This window comes from Orrella dioscoreae (genome assembly GCF_900089455.2).
Lineage (GTDB): Bacteria > Pseudomonadota > Gammaproteobacteria > Burkholderiales > Burkholderiaceae_B > Orrella > Orrella dioscoreae.
In genome coordinates, this window is sequence record NZ_LT907988.1 from 4,165,712 (window position 1) to 4,182,919 (window position 17,208).

General features: G+C 68.2%; 16 protein-coding genes. 8 read left to right on the forward strand and 8 right to left on the reverse strand.

Annotated features, from left to right (window positions below):
• Positions 1–143 precede the first annotated feature (143 nt).
• The gene (locus tag ODI_RS22660; RefSeq protein WP_067754474.1) at positions 144–1,763 is read left to right on the forward strand and encodes a methyl-accepting chemotaxis protein; all 1,620 of its coding nucleotides are present in this window, start codon (positions 144–146) and stop codon (positions 1,761–1,763) included.
• 68 nt (positions 1,764–1,831) lie between these two features.
• On the opposite strand, the gene ODI_RS19145 is transcribed toward ODI_RS22660, so the two are convergent.
• From ODI_RS19145 to ODI_RS19170, 6 genes are all read right to left on the reverse strand, one after another.
• Positions 1,832–2,584: a sulfurtransferase gene (locus tag ODI_RS19145; protein WP_067754739.1), complete on the reverse strand. Its 753-nt coding sequence runs from the start codon at positions 2,582–2,584 to the stop codon at positions 1,832–1,834.
• Positions 2,585–2,672: 88 nt separating this feature from the next.
• Positions 2,673–3,443, reverse strand: a complete 771-nt coding sequence (locus ODI_RS19150) for an META and DUF4377 domain-containing protein (protein ID WP_067754471.1) — start codon at positions 3,441–3,443, stop codon at positions 2,673–2,675.
• A gap of 107 nt (positions 3,444–3,550) precedes the next feature.
• Complete coding sequence (locus tag ODI_RS19155) at positions 3,551–4,330, reverse strand: class I SAM-dependent methyltransferase (RefSeq protein ID WP_157929791.1); 780 nt, start codon at positions 4,328–4,330, stop codon at positions 3,551–3,553.
• Between the two features lie 247 nt (positions 4,331–4,577).
• Positions 4,578–5,384, reverse strand: a complete 807-nt coding sequence (gene hpaI / locus ODI_RS19160; protein WP_067754465.1) for a 4-hydroxy-2-oxoheptanedioate aldolase — start codon at positions 5,382–5,384, stop codon at positions 4,578–4,580.
• A 104-nt stretch (positions 5,385–5,488) separates the two neighbouring features.
• Positions 5,489–7,012 carry a UxaA family hydrolase gene (locus ODI_RS19165; protein ID WP_067754462.1) on the reverse strand — a complete coding sequence of 508 codons (1,524 nt, stop codon included), beginning with the start codon at positions 7,010–7,012 and terminating at the stop codon, positions 5,489–5,491.
• Positions 7,013–7,019: 7 nt separating this feature from the next.
• A complete protein-coding gene (locus tag ODI_RS19170; protein WP_067754459.1) occupies positions 7,020–8,021 on the reverse strand; it encodes a tripartite tricarboxylate transporter substrate binding protein in 1,002 nt (333 codons plus the stop codon).
• Between the two features lie 157 nt (positions 8,022–8,178).
• Between ODI_RS19170 and ODI_RS19175 the strand changes: the two genes are divergently transcribed.
• The 6 genes from ODI_RS19175 (at position 8,179) to ODI_RS19200 (ending at position 14,134) form a co-directional block, all read left to right on the forward strand.
• Positions 8,179–9,156, forward strand: coding sequence for a LysR substrate-binding domain-containing protein (locus ODI_RS19175; protein ID WP_067754456.1), 978 nt, complete (start codon positions 8,179–8,181; stop codon positions 9,154–9,156).
• A 13-nt stretch (positions 9,157–9,169) separates the two neighbouring features.
• Positions 9,170–10,060, forward strand: a complete 891-nt coding sequence (locus tag ODI_RS19180; RefSeq protein WP_067754453.1) for a helix-turn-helix domain-containing protein — start codon at positions 9,170–9,172, stop codon at positions 10,058–10,060.
• A 119-nt stretch (positions 10,061–10,179) separates the two neighbouring features.
• Entirely contained in the window at positions 10,180–11,874 is a 1,695-nt protein-coding gene (locus ODI_RS19185) for a thiamine pyrophosphate-binding protein (protein ID WP_067754450.1), read from the forward strand.
• An 84-nt stretch (positions 11,875–11,958) separates the two neighbouring features.
• A complete protein-coding gene (locus ODI_RS19190; RefSeq protein WP_067754447.1) occupies positions 11,959–12,933 on the forward strand; it encodes a Bug family tripartite tricarboxylate transporter substrate binding protein in 975 nt (324 codons plus the stop codon).
• Between the two features lie 50 nt (positions 12,934–12,983).
• Positions 12,984–13,301 carry an NIPSNAP family protein gene (locus ODI_RS19195; protein ID WP_067754443.1) on the forward strand — a complete coding sequence of 106 codons (318 nt, stop codon included), beginning with the start codon at positions 12,984–12,986 and terminating at the stop codon, positions 13,299–13,301.
• A 116-nt stretch (positions 13,302–13,417) separates the two neighbouring features.
• Positions 13,418–14,134, forward strand: coding sequence for an ArsR/SmtB family transcription factor (locus ODI_RS19200; protein WP_067754440.1), 717 nt, complete (start codon positions 13,418–13,420; stop codon positions 14,132–14,134).
• A gap of 23 nt (positions 14,135–14,157) precedes the next feature.
• Here ODI_RS19200 and ODI_RS19205 read toward each other — a convergent pair whose 3' ends face one another.
• Positions 14,158–15,369 carry a globin domain-containing protein gene (locus ODI_RS19205; protein ID WP_067754437.1) on the reverse strand — a complete coding sequence of 404 codons (1,212 nt, stop codon included), beginning with the start codon at positions 15,367–15,369 and terminating at the stop codon, positions 14,158–14,160.
• Between the two features lie 222 nt (positions 15,370–15,591).
• Between ODI_RS19205 and ODI_RS19210 the strand changes: the two genes are divergently transcribed.
• Positions 15,592–16,068: an Rrf2 family transcriptional regulator gene (locus ODI_RS19210; protein WP_067754434.1), complete on the forward strand. Its 477-nt coding sequence runs from the start codon at positions 15,592–15,594 to the stop codon at positions 16,066–16,068.
• 20 nt (positions 16,069–16,088) lie between these two features.
• Here the strand turns inward: ODI_RS19210 and ODI_RS19215 are convergent, their stop codons facing one another.
• Positions 16,089–16,904 carry a hypothetical protein gene (locus ODI_RS19215; protein ID WP_157929792.1) on the reverse strand — a complete coding sequence of 272 codons (816 nt, stop codon included), beginning with the start codon at positions 16,902–16,904 and terminating at the stop codon, positions 16,089–16,091.
• Positions 16,905–17,208 lie beyond the last annotated feature (304 nt).

Sequence of the window (17,208 nt, forward strand, 5' to 3'; positions counted from 1 at the left end):
TGTAATTTTCAGCACATAAACGCCGCCAGGCCGCGACGCCGGCCTGCGATACGGCGACAACAGGGGAAAAAACCAGCATCACGGCAAGTGAGGCGGGGGAGACCACGGCTGCTCGGCAACAACACCACCAAGAAGGGGTCGTCATGGTTCGAACATTCTCCCTGCGCGCCGCCACGGCGCTCGTCTACGCAGCGTTCCTGCTGCTGTTGGCCGCCGCGCTGGCACTGAGCTGGCTGCACGCCAGCCGCCTCGCCGCCAGCGTCAACACCCTGGACGACCTGTCCGTCCAGCAGCTCGATCCGCTCAACCAGGTCAGCAATGCGGTGCTGGAAGCCCGCGTGGCGCTGTCCTCCGGGCTCGTTGCCCTCCTGGAGAACGACGCCGCGGCGGCCGAATCGGCGGCTGACACCGCAAGCAGCCTGCGCGAGGACGCGGGCAACCAGTTCAAGACCTATATGTCGGCGCCCAAGGACGAGCAAGGCGCCGCCCTGGCCACCGCGCTGCGCCGCTCCTTCACGCTGTACACCGCGCAGGTGGACGCCATGGGCGCGGCGCTGCGCTCGGGCGCCACGCAGGACTACCTGGCTTTCGTGCCCGGCGTGGAACAGGCGGCGTCCGCGTTCAACAACCAGATCGTCACGCTGACCCAGCACATCCGCAACCAGAGCAGCGACGTGCGCCTGCAGGCCGAAGACGCCTATGCGCAGACCCGCTGGAGCGCCGCGGCGCTGATGGGCGCGGGCCTGCTGCTGGCCCTGGCCTGCGCGCTGTTCCTGCGACGGGCGCTGCTGCGCCCCTTGCGCGTGGCGGGACAGCACTTCGAACGCATCGCCAACGGTGACCTGAGCGGCCGGATCGACACCCGTTCCAGCAACGAGATCGGCGTGCTCTTCGCGGCGCTGCGCCGCATGCAGGACGGCCTGGCGCGCACCATCACGGCGGTGCGCGAAGGCGTGCAGGAGATCAACGTGGGTGCGCGCGAGATCGCGGCGGGCAACGCGGACCTGTCATCCCGCACGGAGCAGCAGGCCGCCTCGCTGGAGGAAACCTCGGCCACCCTGGCCGACCTCTCCAGCATGGTGAAGCAGAACGCCCACAGCGCGCGCGAAGCCAACGCGGTGGCCACCAAGGCCACGGCGGTGGCGCGCGATGGCGGCAAGGCGGTGGGCGACGTCGTCGCCGTGATGGACAGCATCTCGGCCAGCTCCCGGCAGATCACCGACATCGTCGCGGTCATCGACGGCATTGCCTTCCAGACCAACATCCTGGCGTTGAACGCGGCGGTGGAGGCGGCGCGCGCCGGCGAACAGGGCAAGGGTTTCGCCGTGGTGGCGGGCGAGGTGCGCACGCTGGCACAACGCAGCGCGCAGGCGGCCAAGGAGATCAAGCTCCTCATCGAGAACGCGGGCAGCCGCGTCGAGGACGGCGCCCAGCTGGTCACGCGCGCGGGGCAGACCGTGCAGCAGGTCATCACGGAGATCGGCCACGTGGCGGCGCTGATGGGCGAAATCTCGGCCGCGTCGGCGCAACAGGCCACCAGCATCGACCAGGTCAGCGACGCGGTACTGCAGATGGATCAGGTGACGCAGCAGAATGCAGCGCTGGTCGAGGAGGCCTCGGCGGCGGCATCCGCGCTGGAAACGCAGGCCGATACGCTGGAACGCGCGGCCAGCGCCTTCAGGCTGCCCATGCGCGACGTGATGGAATTGCAGCCCGAACCCACGGCGCTCAGGCGAGACACGGCGGCCATGGCCGTGCTGTAAGGCTGTCGGGACACGGCCCGGCGCTGCGCCCGGGCAGTCGCGTGCCGCCTCCCGGACTGGCGCCAGGCCTAGGCAGCCTGGGCGCCCAAGGGGCGCGGCGCCAGCGCGGCGTCGAGCGTCTCGCGCGCGTCGAACACGAAGCAGCCGCCGGTGTAGCCCACGCCGCCGGTTTCCTCGAAATACTTCAGGATGCCGCCTTCCAGCTGGTAGGTGTGCTGCAGGCCCGCGTCCTGCATGTACAGCGCGGCCTTCTCGCAGCGGATGCCGCCCGTGCAGAAGCTCACCACCGTCTTGCCCTCCAGTTCGGCGCGATGCGCGTCGAAGGCGGCCGGAAACTGGGTGAAGCGTTGCAGGCGCCAGTCGATGGCGCCGTCGAAGGTGCCCGCGTCCACTTCGAAATCGTTGCGGGTATCCAGCAGGGCGAGGGGACGGCCTTCGTCATCGGCGCCCTGCGCCAGCCAGCGCGCCAGGGTCTGGCTGTCCACGCTGGGCGCGCGGCCCTTGCCGGGACGGATGGCGGGATGATCCATGCGGATGATTTCCCGCTTGATGCGCACGCGCAGGCGGCCGAAAGGCACGGAAGCGGAATCGCTGTATTTCACCTCCAGGGGACCGATGGCCGGCAACGCCGACATCTCGGCCAGCATGGCGTCGACCGCCTCGGCCTCGCCAGCCAGGAAGACGTTGATGCCTTCTGGCGCCAGCAGGATGGTGCCCTTCAGGGACAGCGCCTCGGCACGCGTCAGCAGGTGCTCGCGCAAGGCGGGCAGCGCATCCAGGGTGACGAACTTGTAGGCGGCGATATTGACAACGCGGGACATGGCGCAGGCGGGAATGGCAAAGGCGATATGGTAACGCCCGGCGCCTTGCGCCACCCTGTCAATCGCCGCCCGGCGCCACGGATTGCGGTCAGCGCGCCACGGTCTGCTCGATCACGGCGTCCAGCACCCAGCGCAGCGACCCGCCGTCGGCCGGGGGATTCACCACCGGCACTTCCAGCACGCGCAGGCGATAGGACACGCCGGGCTCGGGCTGGAAGCCTTCGATGCCGTTGTACCAGAGCTGCCAGGGGCGGCTGGGATCGTCACGCACGCGCAGGCACTGCAGGCGCGCGGCGCCGGCATCGCAGGTGACCTGCTCGCTGTCCACGTAGATCAGCTTCTTGATGCCCACGCCGCCGGCCAGCGGGTCGCCCGCGCGCGAAAAGGTGAGCACGTCGCCGCGCTGGGTGACGAGCTTCATGTGCAGCGGCGAGCTATAGGGCTCCAGCGTGGACGACGCGATGTTGACCAGGGCTGCCAGGAAGTCCTGCTCCAGGCGCGTGTGCTCGGGCGAGCGGCAGGCCATGCGCGTGCCCGTCGGCGCCTGCACCAGCAGCAGGCCGTTGGCGTAGACATAGGTGGCGTTATAGCGGTTGCAACCCGAGAAGCCGGTGGCGCGGTATTGGCTGCCCTCGCGCGAGAAAGCGATCGTCAGCGCGCGGTCGCCCGACACGCTGGGCAGGGGACGCGAACCGCCGCCAGCCTGGGTCCAGTCGGTCAGCGTCCAGCTCGTCTGCACGAAAGGATCTTCTCCGCGCGGGTTGGCGGACCCCATGTAGGGCGCTTTCGCGGCGCAGGCCGAAAGGATGACGGCGGCGGCCAGCGCTGCCAGGGAACGCACCAGGCGGGCGAAGTTCATGCGGGCACTCCGGAAATCGATACGGCAGCCATCTTAATGAGCGGTGACACGACGCGCCAGCCAAGACATGTAAGAAGACGGCACGACGAGGAGACTGCGCAGTGCGCCTATATCGCTTTGCTGCTGCGTCGCGTCAGCTTCCAGACGTGTGCGGGCGGCACGTTCAGGATCACCGAATGCGCGCGCCGCGCGCGCAGGCCCAGGCGGTCCAGCACCGAGCGCGGCACCGGACAACGCGGCCCGTAGGTAAACAGATAGAAGGCGCCGCCGGGACGCAGGTGCGAAAAGCTGCCGCGCAGGATGCCCACCTGCTGGCGCAGCGGCATGTTCAGCAGCGGCAGGCCGCACACCACGGCGCCCACGGTGCGCCCGCCGAACAGCGGTTCGCCCGCCAGGCGCGCCGCGTCCAGGCAGCAGACCTGGGCCTCGGGGAAGTCGCGGCGCAACTGCCGCGCGAAATCCGGATCGGTTTCGATCAGCGCCATGGCGCCCTGCGCCACGCCGCGGCGCGCCAGCGCGCGCGTGAAGGCACCCGTGCCGCTGCCCAGCTCGATCACGTCGCCGCTGTGGCTGCCGACCTCGCGCGTGATGGCCGAGGCCAGCGCCGCGCTGGACGGCATGATGGCGCCGATGCCGCGCGGATCGGCGCGCCAGGCGCGGAAGAAGCGCAGGCGTTCGGCCATCCAGGCATTGCGGGACAGCAAGGCCCCCCACGCTGCGCCTACGGCTTGCTGCCCCCAAAGGGGGCCGCTTTTTGCCTTGGGGCGGCCCTGCTGCAAAAAGGACTCGACACGCCGTGCCGCCCGCAAGGACCACCACTGCAGGCGGGCCCACCATTCGGGAACGGACACCCCGCCCGGCTGGGGCAGGCGGATCTTCAAGGACATAGTTCTGGCTCCGATGCACCGCCGCCCGGGCCTTCGACGACGAAGGGCCAGCCGGGCGCGGGCGCTGGTCACTGAGAACAGCGAGCCTGGGCAAAGTTCCGCATCCGCCCTGGAAGACGTGTGTGCGGCCTGCCGGCGCCCCCGCGAACGCGGCGCGGCAAAACGCCCAGCGTAACGCCGCGGGCACGGCGGGGTTGCAACAGTGGGAAACGGCACCTCGATGGTGCCGCCGCCCCCGTGGCCAGGCTCAATAGGCCGCGGAAGGCCCCTGCTGTCCCGGCGCAGCCCCTTCGCCCAGGAATCCCGCGGCCAGGGCGCGCGCGGCGCGCGCATACACCAGCACGTCCACGCCCGTGGCGACGAAGGTGCAGCCCAGGTCCAGGTAACGGCGCGCCAGGGTGTCATCCGAGGTCAGCGTACCGGCAGCCTTGCCGCTCGCCACGATGGTGCGCATGGCCGACTCGATGGCGGCCTGCACATCGGGATGGCCGGGCTTGCCGCGATACCCCATCGACGCAGCGAGATCCGCCGGGCCGATGAAGACGCCGTCCACGCCATCGACCGCACAGATGGCTTCCAGGTTGGAGAGCGCCGTGACGGTTTCCGCCTGCACCAGCAGGCAGATTTCATCGTCCGCGATGTCCAGGTAATCGCCGCGCGCGCTCCAGCGCGAGGCGCGGGCGATGGCGCTGCCCACGCCACGCACGCCGCCGGGCGGATAGCGGGTCGCGGCCACCAATTCACGTGCCTGTTCCGCTGTGTCGACCATGGGCACGAGGATGGACCTGGCGCCGATGTCGAGCACCTGCTTGATGCGGGGCACCTCGCCCGCCACGACCCGCACGACGGGTTGCGCGCGATACGGCGCCACGGCCTGCAAGGCCGCGAGCGTGCTGCGCAGGTCGTTGGGCGCATGTTCGCCGTCGATCAGCAGCCAGTCGAAACCAGCAGTGGCGGACACTTCCGCCAGATAGGGATCGGCCATGGACAGCCAGAAACCGATCTGTTTCTGCCGCGCCGCCAGCGCGGCCTTGAAGGGATTGTGTGCAGGCATGGACTCCGTCCGGATGAGGAAAGAAGAAAAGCTGGCGCCAGCGTATCCGAGCCGGGCCGCCGGTGTCACGGGGCGAAGGGCCGCGCCCCTCGCGGCGCCTGCGCTCAGCTGACGATGCCCAGGTGCCAGGGCACGAACTCGTGCGCGCCCAGCCCCAGCGCCTCGCTCTTGGTGCGCTCGCCCGACGCGGCAGCCAGGATGCGCCCGAAGATGCGCTCCCCCATCTGCGCCACGTCGCACTCGCCGTCCAGCACCGCGCCGCAGTTGATGTCCATGTCCTCCTGCAGCCGCGTGTACATCGCCGAGTTGCTGGCAAGCTTGAGCGTGGGCGCGGGACGCGAGCCGAACATGGAACCGCGCCCCGTCGTGAAGCAGATGAGGTTGGCGCCGCTGGCGATCTGGCCGGTCACGGCCACCGGGTCATAGCCGGGCGAGTCCATGAATACCAGGCCGTGGGTCTCGACGGGTTCGGCGTATTCATAGACGGCGCGCAGCGGCGTCGTCCCGCCCTTCATGGCCGAGCCCAGCGATTTCTCGAAGATGTTGGCCAGGCCGCCCTGCTGGTTGCCATGCCCCACCACGCCATTGAACTGCGCGTTGTGCCCCGCCGTATAGCGCTCCCACCAGGCCAGGCGGTCGAGCAGCTTCTGGCCGACGGCGGGCGACACCGCTCGGCGCGTCAGCAGGTATTCCACGCCGTGGATCTCCGGCGTCTCCGACAGGATCGCCGTGCCGCCGTGCCGCACCAGGATGTCCATGGCCGCGCCCAGGGCGGGATTGGCGGTGATGGCGGAATAGCCGTCCGAGCCACCGCACTCCAGCCCGATCTTCAGGTGGCTGGCCGGCACCGGCACGCGTCGTGCCGCATCGGCCTCGGGCAGCATGGCCTGCACCGCGCGGATGCCCGCCTCGATGGTGGCGCGGGTGCCGCCGGTTTCCTGCATGACCAGCGTATGCACGCGCGGATCATCGGCCAGGCCTTGCGAGGCCACCAGGTCGGCCACCTGGTTGCGCTCGCAGCCCAGGCCCACGAACAGCACGCCGGCCAGGTTGGGATGCCGCGCATAGCCCGCCAGCGTGCGGCGCAGCACGTCGAAATGTTCGCTGGGCGAGGACATGCCACAGCCGCTGGATTGCGCGAAGGCGGCCACGCCATCCACGTTCGGATACGCCGCCAGCCGTTCGGCGCTGAAGTGTTCGGCAATGTGATGGATGACCGTGGCCGAGCAGTTCACCGACGCCAGGATGCCGATGAAGTTGCGCGTGCCCACCCGGCCATCGGCGCGCACATAGCCCAGGAAGCGCGCCCGCTGCGCCTCGGGCAGGACATCCACCGGCCGCAAGTCCTGGCAGAAGCCCGGATCCCGCGCGAAGTCCACCAGCGACAGGTTGTGCGCATGCACGTGATCGCCGGCCGCGATGTCGCGCGCGGCCACGCCGATCACCGCGTCGTACTTGCGCACGGGCGTGCCGGCGGGCAGGTCGCAGGCCGCGATCTTGTGCCCGCCCGGCACCTGCGCGCGCACGCGCAGGCCCAGCTCCGGCACCGCCTGCCCCAGGCTCAGGGCCTGGCGGGCGATCAGCACGTTGTCCCGCGGATGCAGGCGGATGAGAGGAGGCAGGTTCACGCGCGCATCAACCCTTTTGCAGCAACGCCTTCAGGTTCAGGCGTTCGATGAGGACGGTTTCCTGGGCATACACCGAGGACACGTAATCGCGGTACGCCGGCCCGTCCAGGTACATGACCGGCGCATCGATGCGCTGGGCCACCTGCCTGAAGACATCGCTTTGCACCGCCAGGCGGAAGGCGTCGCGCAAGGCCCGCTCGACCTCGGGCGGCAGGCCGGGCGGCGCGCCGATGCCATTGGGCGCCTCCACCACCACGTCGTAGCCCAGCTCCTTCAAGGTGGGCGCGTCCTGGAAGCGGGCCGGCCGGCTGGATCCCCAGGTGGCGAGCAGGCGCAGGGCGCCGGACTCCACATGCGGCGCCCACGAGCTGGAATCGGCCAGCATGTCGATCTGCCCGCCCAGCAAGTCCTGCAAGGCCGCGGCCCCGCCCTTGTAGGCGATGGCGTTGAACTGCACGCCGGCCGCCAGCGCGAACTCCTCCATGCCCACGTGCGTGGCGCCGCCCACCCCGGCATGGCCATAGGTCAGCTTGCCGGGGTTCGCCTTGGCATGCGCCACGGCTTCCTTCAGCGTCTGGAAAGGGGAATCCTTGCGCACCGCGATGCCGAAGGTCTGGCCGGAGGTGCGCGCCAGATAGGTCAGTTCCGTGCGTGGATCCAGCTGCAGCATGCCCAGTTGCGAGAAACGGGCCACCGAGATCGGGATCTGCCCGATGGTGTAGCCGTCGGGCGTGGCCGAGGCCAGCGTCTTGGTGCCGATCATGCCCGAGGCGCCGGCGCGGTTCTCCACCACGATGCTCTGCCCGAGCACGCCGGAGGCCACCTGACAGAGCGCCCGCATGGACTGGTCGGCCGTCCCGCCGACGGGCCAGGGACAGATGAAGGTGATGGGCCGCGCGGGATAGCGCGACGCGTGGGCGGCGAACGGGGCCAGCAGGCCGGCCGCGCCTGCCACGGCGGCGCCGGCCAGCAACTGCCGGCGACGCGGGTCGATGGGGGGTTGCCTCATGGTGTCTCCTCCTTGGGGCGTTCTTGTCGGTATCCGTCGGCCCGGTGCGTCTGTCGCACACCGTGTGCCGCGAGCCATTGTCAGGCCATTGCTACATAACAGACCAATCGAAAATCCGCATTGCTATTTCACGTTTTCGTTATGTACGCTGTCCGCCATGGCCCACCTCGACCGCGCGCTGCGCTCCAACCTGAAACTGCGCCACCTGCAACTGCTGGTGGCGCTGGACGAGTTCCGCCACCTGGGGCGCTGCGCGGAATTCCTGTCGGTCAGCCAGCCCGCCGTCTCGCGCATGCTGGCTGAAGTCGAAAACATGTTGGGCCTGGCGCTGTTCGACCGTTCGACGCGCGGCACCGAGCCCACAGCCGCGGGCCTGCCGGTGCTGCGCTTCGCGCGCGGCGTCCTGGCGCAATACGAACGCACCCGCGACGAGATCGCGGCGGCGGCATCCGGCGCGGTCGGCCGCGTGCGGGTGGGGGCCATGCCGGTGGCTATCCCCGTGCTGCTGCCTCGCGCCGCCGACAGCCTGAAAACCTTGTCGGCCCGCGCCACCGTCCTGGTCGAGGAAGGCGACCTGACCCGCCTGCTGCCGAAGTTGCGGCTGGGCGAGCTGGATTTCCTGGTCAGCCGCCTGGAGCCCGGCTACGCCGCCCCCGACCTGGAAACCGAAGCGCTCTACGCCGACCCCATGCGGGCGGTCGTGGCCCCGGGCCATCCGCTGGCACGCAAGCGCCGCCCGGGCTGGGCCGACCTCGCCGCCATGCCCTGCGTGGTCCCGCCGCCCTGGGCATCGCTGCGCGTGAAGCTGGAACAGCAGTGCTTCCGGCACGGCCTGCAACCCTCGGCAGACCTGGTGGAATCCTCGTCCTACCTGACCACGCTGGCCTTCCTGGGCCAGCGCGCGGCGGCGGGCTTCCTGGCCGAATCCGTGGCACGCCATTTCGCCGAGGCCGGCCTGTGCCACGTGCTGGCCCTGGACCTGGCGCTGGACGTGCCGCCCGTGGGGCTCATCGCCCTGCGCGGCGCGCGGCTGGGGCCGGCGGCCATCCAGTTGATGAGCTGCCTGCGCGAAACCGCCGCCGACCGTATGATGGCAAGCAGGCGGCCCGGCAAGAGGCCGCCGCGACAACACTGACGGAGACCGGCGCTTGCCTCCCGACACGGCCCAGCGCCGCGAACCCTTCCCCACTTTCGACTCCTCGGACTTCTCGGGCGAGGGCGCGTTCTATTTCGACCTGGTCCGGCTGCAGCACCGCCAGGACATCCCGCGCGGCTTCCTGCACCGCCACAACTATTACCACCTGCTGTGGATGTCGCGCGCGCAGGGCGAACACCTGCTGGACTTCGAACGCTACGACGTGCGCGACCACGCGGTGTTCTTCCTGACGCCCGGACAGGTGCATGCCTGGCGCTCGCGCGTGCCGCCCGACGGCTACGTCATGAACATCAGCACGGACTTCTTCGCGCAGATGTTTCCCCGTGCCGACGACATCGCGAAATTCCCGTTCTTCCATCCCACGGGCGGCGTGCCCGTCGTGTACCTGAGCCCCGGGCAGCACGGCGCCCTGCTGCCGCTCATCCAGGAAATCGAGCGGGAGATGCAGCAGCGCGAAGTGGGCCGCTTCGACGTGGTGCGTTCCTATCTGCTGATCCTGCTGACCCAGCTGCGGCGCCTCCATCCCGAGCACGACGCGGCCGCCGCCAGCCCCGCCTATGCGCTGCTGCGCCGTTACTCGCTGCTGGTGGAAGAACACTATCTGGCGTTCGGCGCCATCCGTGACTATGCCCAGGCCCTGGGCGTCAGCGAGCGCCAGCTCAATGACGCGGTGCGGCGCGCCAGCGGCGGCACGGCCAGCCAGATGGTGCAGGCGCGCAAGGTGCTGGAAGCCAAGCGCCTGCTCAGCAACACCGATATCGCCATCGCCGATGTGGCGTTCCGCCTGAACTTCGAGGACCCCGCCTATTTCACGCGCTTCTTCCGCCGCCACGCGGGCGAGGCGCCTGGCGAATTCCGGCGCCGTCACGCCCGGCTGGACTGAGCCGCGCGGAAAAGTCCAAGACAAACGCCTTTCCGTCCTAACGGGGCGGCGGGCATCCTGCGTACAGTCTGCTCAAGATCCATGACGGCCCCTCCGCGGGCCAGCAGAACAGGGCAGAGATGAACGAGACGGCGACAACAGGCAAGACGGGTGGGCAACTGATCGTGCAGGCCCTGCTGGAACAGGGCGTGGACACGGTGTTCTGCGTGCCGGGCGAAAGCTATCTGGACGTGCTGGACGCGCTGCACGGCGCCAGCCCCGCGGTGAACGTGGTGTCCTGCCGCCAGGAGGGCGGCGCCGCCTTCATGGCCGAGGCGCACGGCAAGCTGACCGGCAGGCCCGGCGTGTGCATGGTCACCCGCGGCCCGGGCGCCACCAACGCCAGCATCGGCGTGCATACCGCGTTCCAGGACTCGACCCCCATGGTGCTGCTGGTGGGCCAGGTGGGACGCGACATGATCGAGCGCGAGGCGTTCCAGGAAATCGACTATCGCCGCATGTTCGGCGAGTTCACCAAGTGGGTCGCGCAGATCGACGATCCTGCCCGCGTGCCCGAGTTCATGGCGCGCGCATTTTCGGTTGCCATGTCGGGCCGCCCCGGGCCCGTGGTGCTGGCGCTGCCCGAAGACATGCTGACCGGCACCGCCAACGTGGCAGGCGCCGGCCCGGTGGACGTGCCGCGTGCCCACCCCGATCCGAACGCGCTGGCCGCCATGCGATCGCTGCTGGCCGGCGCCCAGCGCCCGCTGATGATCGTGGGCGGCGCCTGCTGGAACGACGCCGGCCTGGCCGGCCTGGCGCGCTTTGTCCAACGCAACGGCCTGCCCGTGGCAGCCTCCTTCCGCCGCCAGGACCTCTACGACAACACCGATGACCTGTATGTGGGCGAAGTCGGCATCGGCCTGAACCCGGCGCTGGCCGACGCGATCCGCAACGCCGATGTGATTCTCGCCGTGGGCGCGCGCCTGGGCGAGATGGTGACGGGCGGCTATACGCTGCTGCGCCCGCCCGTGGCGCAACAGACACTCATCCACGTGCTGGCGGAGCCCGAGGAACTGGGCCGCGTGTACCAGCCCGCGCTGAAGATCCAGGCAGACCTGAACGCTTTCGCCATGACGGCGGCCACCTGCGCGCCGGTGGATGGCGCGCGCTGGGCCGACCACCGCGCGGCCTTGCGCGCCGGCTACCTGCGCTATACCGAGCCGCCCGGCATCGACGCCGCGCTGGACCCGGCCAAGGTGATCCTGGCCATGCGCGAGCAACTGGCGCCGGACGCCATCGTCACCAACGGCGCGGGCAACTACAGCGCCTGGGCGCACCGCTATTACCGCTTCCGCCGGCCGCGCACCCAATTGGCGCCCACCAGCGGCGCCATGGGCTACGGCGTACCCGCCGCCATCGCGGCCAAGCTGCGGCACCCCGAGCGCCAGGTGGTGTGCCTGGCCGGCGACGGCTGCTTCCTGATGACCTCGCAGGAACTGGCCACGGTGGGCCGGCACCAGCTGGGCGTGGTCTTCCTCGTGTTCAACAACGGCATGTACGGCACGATCCGCATGCACCAGGAGAACCACTACCCCGGCCGTCCGATGGCGACCGACCTGCATAACCCGGACTTCGTGATGTACGCGCAGTCCTTCGGCCTGCACGCCGAGCGGGTCAGCCGCGACGACGAGATCGCGCCTGCCCTGGCGCGCGCCCTGTCCTGCGGGCGCGCCGCGCTCATCGAACTGGTCATCGACCCCGAAACGCTGACCCCGCGCGCCACGCTGAGCGCACTGCGCGAAAAGGCATTGCTGGCCCGCCAGCAGGCCTGAGCCGCCCCGGAAGACATCGCAGTACCGCGAGGCGGGACCACCCGCCGCGCCAATACAAAAACAAACCCAACGGAGACAACCCCCATGCGCACGTCCCTTCATCGATTGCTCTGCCCCCTGCTGGCCGCGGTGCTTGCCACGGCCGGCGGCCTTGCCCACGCCGAGTTCCCCGACCGCCCCTTGCGCATCATCGTGCCCTTCGCGGCTGGCGGCGCCACTGACGTCATCGCCCGCACCGTGGCACAGGAAATGGCGGGCAAGCTGGGCCAGCCCGTGGTCGTGGAAAACAAGGCCGGCGCCAACGGCAACATCGGCGCCAGCATGGTTGCCCGCGCCGCGCCTGACGGCTACACGATGCTCATGGCCACCTCCAGCCACGCCATCAACACCACGCTGTATCGCAACCTGGACTACAGCCTGACCAAGGACCTGGCGGGCCTGTCGAACCTGGCCTCCGTGCCGCTGCTGCTGGTGGTGAACCCCAAGGTGCCCGCCACGACCGCCAAGGACCTGGCGGCCCATGTGAAGGCCAACAGCGACCGGACCACCTATGCCTCGGGCGGCACCGGCACCGCCGCGCACCTGGCCGGCGCGCAATTCAATTCGCTGGTGGGCGCGCAGATGACGCACGTGCCCTACAAGGGCGGCGCGCAGGCGATGAACGATCTCATCGGCGGACAGGTGCAACTGATGTTCGCCAACCTGCCGGAAGTGCTGTCGCAGGTGCAGGGCGGACGCCTGACCCCCATCGCCGTCACGGGCGACCAGCGCCACGCGGCCCTGCCAGACGTACCCGCCTTCTCGGAAACGGCATTCAAGGCGCTGGACGCCCGCTCGTGGTTCGGCCTCTTCGTGCCGGCGGCCACGCCACCCGAGCGCGTCGCGCGCCTGTCCGACGCCATCGTCAAGAGCGTGAAGGAACCCGCCGTGCAGGCCAAGCTAAAGGAGATGGGCGCCGACCCGATCGGTGACGGCTACCAGGCCTTCCAGCCCTACGTGGCCCAGGAGACCGAACGCTGGCGCGCGCTGGTGCAGGCCTCCGGCGCGTCGGTAGACTAAGCCACCCGCTGGCTCCGGAAATGACGATTTTTCTCACCCAAGGAACACACATGCTTTACGACGTACGGACCTACACCTGCCGCGCCGGCACCATCAAGAAGCACCTGGCGCTGTACGCCGAGCACGGCTACGCGGTGCAGAGCCGCCACCTGGGCAAACCCCTTGCCTACCTGCAGACCGAGACGGGCAACGTCAACAGCTACCTGCACATCTGGGTCTACCAGGATGCCGCCGACCGCGACGCCCGCCGCAAGGCGCTGCAGAAGGATCCGGAATGGGCGACCTACCTGTCCAAGAGCGCGGACGCCGGCTTCCTGATCAGCCAGCAGAACACGCTGATGACCGAGGTACCGTTCTTCCAGCCCTGATCGTCCGAAGGCAGCCCCGGCGCCCACGCTTCGGCCGTGCCCGAAGCATGGGCGCCGGGCGCGTGGCATAGTGGACCCCTCCGGCGCCGTCGCGGCGCCCGCCATGGAGACACCCCATGCCCAACATCGCCTCGCTGGTTGGAACCGCCGCCCTGGTGGGCGACCTGGCGCGCGCCAACATGCTGATGGCGCTGATGGACGGCATGGCCATGACCGCCTCCGAACTCGCCCGCGTGGCCAACATCACCCCGCAGACCGCCAGCGCGCATCTGGCCCGCCTGACCGAGGCTGGCCTGCTGGCCATGGAGAAACAAGGCCGGCACCGCTACCACCGGCTGGCCTCGCCCGAAGTCGCCAAGATGCTCGAAAGCATCATGACCGTTGCCGCGGGCGCGGAACCGTCAGCACCCGCCAGGCGCGTGGTGCCCGGTCCGCGCGACCAGGCCATGCGTTATGCCCGCACCTGCTACGACCACCTCGCCGGCAGCCTGGCGGTGCGCCTGTCTGACAGCATGGTTTCGCGCAAGCTCCTCACCCTGTCAGGAGATCAGGCGGAACTCTCTGGCAACGGTGCGCGCTTTCTTCTCGGCCTCGGCATCGACCTGGACACCGAAGCCTTGCAGGCGGCGCAACGCAAGGGCGGCCGCGCCTTCTGCCGCCCCTGCCTGGACTGGAGCGAGCGCCGCCCGCACCTGGCAGGCGCGGTGGGCGCCCTGCTCTGTTCACACAGCCTGTCGCAGGGCTGGCTGCGGCGCATTCCCGGCAGCCGCGCGGTGTCGCTCACGCCCACCGGCAAGGCCGCCTTCGAGAACGCCTTCGGCATCATTCCCTGAGCCTGGCAGCCCCCAGGCTCCGTTTACAGCAGGTGATCCAGCAGGTCCGGCCCGAAGACCTCCCGATGAATACGCTCGGCGGGTACCCCCTGTGCCAGCAGCGCCGCGCGCTGCGCCTGCATGAACGGCAAGGGGCCACAGAGGTGGAACTCGGCCTCGCGCAATTCCGGATCCGCCGACACCAGCGCGCCCACATCCATGCGGCCGGCTTGCGGGGGGAAGCCCGCCAGCAGCGCCGTCTCGCCCGACTCCAGGAAGAGGTGCACGTCCAGGCCTGGCAACCCATCCGCCGCCAAGGCAATATCCTGGGCATGCGCGACGTGACCACGCTCGCGCGCGGCATGGGCGAACACCACCCGACGTGGCGTACGGGCCGCCACCAGCGCGTTCAGCACCGACACCATCGGCGTCACGCCCACGCCGCCTGACAACAGGACGATCGGGCGCTCGCCGTCCAGGGCAGGCGCGAAATCGCCATAGGGCTGGCTGACGCGCAGGATGTCGCCCACCTTGGCATTCGCATGCAGCCAGTTCGACACCACGCCGGCGGGCGTGCCGGCCGTGCCGCTGTCGCGCTGCACGGAGATGCGCAGGTCGCGTCCGTTGGGCGCGTCGGACAGACTGTATTGGCGTTGCTGGAAGACACCCGGACTCAGTTCCACCACGACGGAAATGTATTGTCCCGGCAGGAAGGCCGGCGCGGCCTGGTCATCGGGCAGCACCAGCCGCAGGCTGACGATGTCCGCGGTCTGCGCCACGCGCTCGGTGATCATCATGGCGTGGCGGTGCGCCGCCGGCTTGCCCGCGCGGTCATACAGGCGCGCCTCGGCGGCGATCAACTCGCCAGCCAGCAGCCAGTAGGCCTCGTCCCACGCCGCCATCAATTCAGGCGTGGCGGCATCGCCCAGCACCGTCCGGATGGCGCCCAGCAGGTGTTTGCCCACGATGGGGTAATGCGCCGAGGTCAGCCCTACCGCGGCATGCTTGTGGGCGATGCGGCTCAGGACAGGCGTGAGCGCGCCTGCATTCCGGTGGTTGGCTGCATAGGCGAACACCGCGGACGCCAGCGATTGCTGCTGCGCGCCGCTGGCCTGGTTGCCCATGTTGAAGAGATTTTTCAATTCCGGGTGGGCCTCGAACATGCTCCGGTAGAACGTCTGGGTGATGGCCAGGCCATGTTCGCGCAACACCGGGACGCTGGCGTCAATGTAGGGCCGGGACGATTCCGAAAGCATGTCGATCTCCAAAAAAACATTTGAAATGCATCAAACAAGACGCAGCACACCCTGCGCCGGCAGGGCTGGGCCAGCAGCACGCTTGCCCTGGATCAAATTCTATTAAACATGCATTTCAAATACAACTTATATTTCTGGCAAGTGGGCACCGCGCCACATGCGATAAGATGCATTCCTCGTCCTTGTTAACTCTCCATCCCGCCCTGCCTGCGGCCCCGACGCATGAAGCTCACCGACTACACGGACTACAGCCTGCGCGTCCTGATCTACGTGGCCGTGCACCCGGACGAGCTGGTCACCATCCAGCACATCGCCGACGCCTTCGACATCCCCAAGAACCACCTGGTCAAGGTCGTGCAGCACCTGGGCCAGGTCGGTTATCTGCAGACGATCCGCGGCCGCTCGGGCGGCATCCGGCTGGGCCGCCCCGCCGCCGACATCAACATTGGCGAAGTCATCCGCGGCACCGAGCCCGACTTCGGCATGGTGGAATGCTTCCAGGCCGACAACCGCTGCGTCATCACGCGCGCCTGTGGCTTGAAAGGTGTGCTGCATGAAGCCCTGCAGGCGTATTTCGCGGTGCTGGACGGATATACGTTGGCGGATATCGTGCAGAAGCCCGCCTCACTGCATCGGATGCTCGAACAGCCGATGCGGATAGCTAAATCGGGCGGTGGCCCGGGCGCGCCTGCTCGATAAGACGATTCAGACTCGATGCTTCAGTGCTTGCCGGACCCGACTTGATGACCTGCTTGGGAGAGTCGGCATTGTTCCGGGAGCTGCGGGTATAGGCCGCCGCCTTCATGATGAGGACGACGCTCCTGGCTTGCGGTGATGCAGAGTTTGGTCATCCCTAAAGAAAGGCCAACCTTCCTCATGGAGAGCCCCTCTACCGACTCTTCTATGACCGCCCCACTGTCTGGATCAAACAGCAAGACATACTTGCTCGTGGACGCCAGATATCTTCCCTTTGCCACCAACTCCCCGTTCCGCCACAGGCCAAGACAAGGCACCACTCGGTGAGGCCCGACTTCTCTTCCTCGCAGCATCTCCGCTCTGGTTTCAATGGGTGTGCAGTACTGCGCGGCCGCTACCCAATTGAAGTAGTGCGCCTTCGCGGAGTTGAATGCAGAGGAAAAGACCAACACGACCGAAATGAAGAGAGCGTATCCAGCAAGCCAAAGCAACACAGGAGAAGCAATGATCAACAAGGAAAAAAAGAACGTTTTTTTAACCCCCCAGCGCTCGCCTGGCGTCTCATCCTCTAACCAAATCGGCAACCGAACAGGCAGACTGGATCGATCATTCTTACTGGATTTTGATTTTGCAAAAGAAACAAAAAGGGCATAGGCGGCAAAAACCGGGAACGAGACAAGGGCGAGCATCGCCAGTACCAGCGGCAACTGAAGCAACACATCCACAGTTGTCTTCTTTTCCAGCAGCATGGCAATCGGGACGCTTGAGAGATGCAAGAGACTCAAGGCAGAGTCATAGGTGTGATCTCTCGGAATACCAAAGACGTCTTCTATCGCCATCGCCGCGCTATAGCCTAGTAGCGAAAAAATCACTACAAGTAGCGGAAAAATAGCAACGACCCCAGACCCCACCCCCATTAACACGGGAAGGGCGGACGCGCCTCTTTTCCTCCGAAAACCCATCTCGCATCACCCCAAAAAAATCAGAGAATAGTACGTCTCCACGTCATGCAAGTGACCCAGACTGCGGATCTCTCCATAAATGCGAGCGGGCCACCCTTGAGGTGGCCCAACCCTTCCAGCCAGACCGGACGCCGCCCAGACCTTCGCGGAGTCAGCCGTCACGAGCGCCGTCGGAGACAGC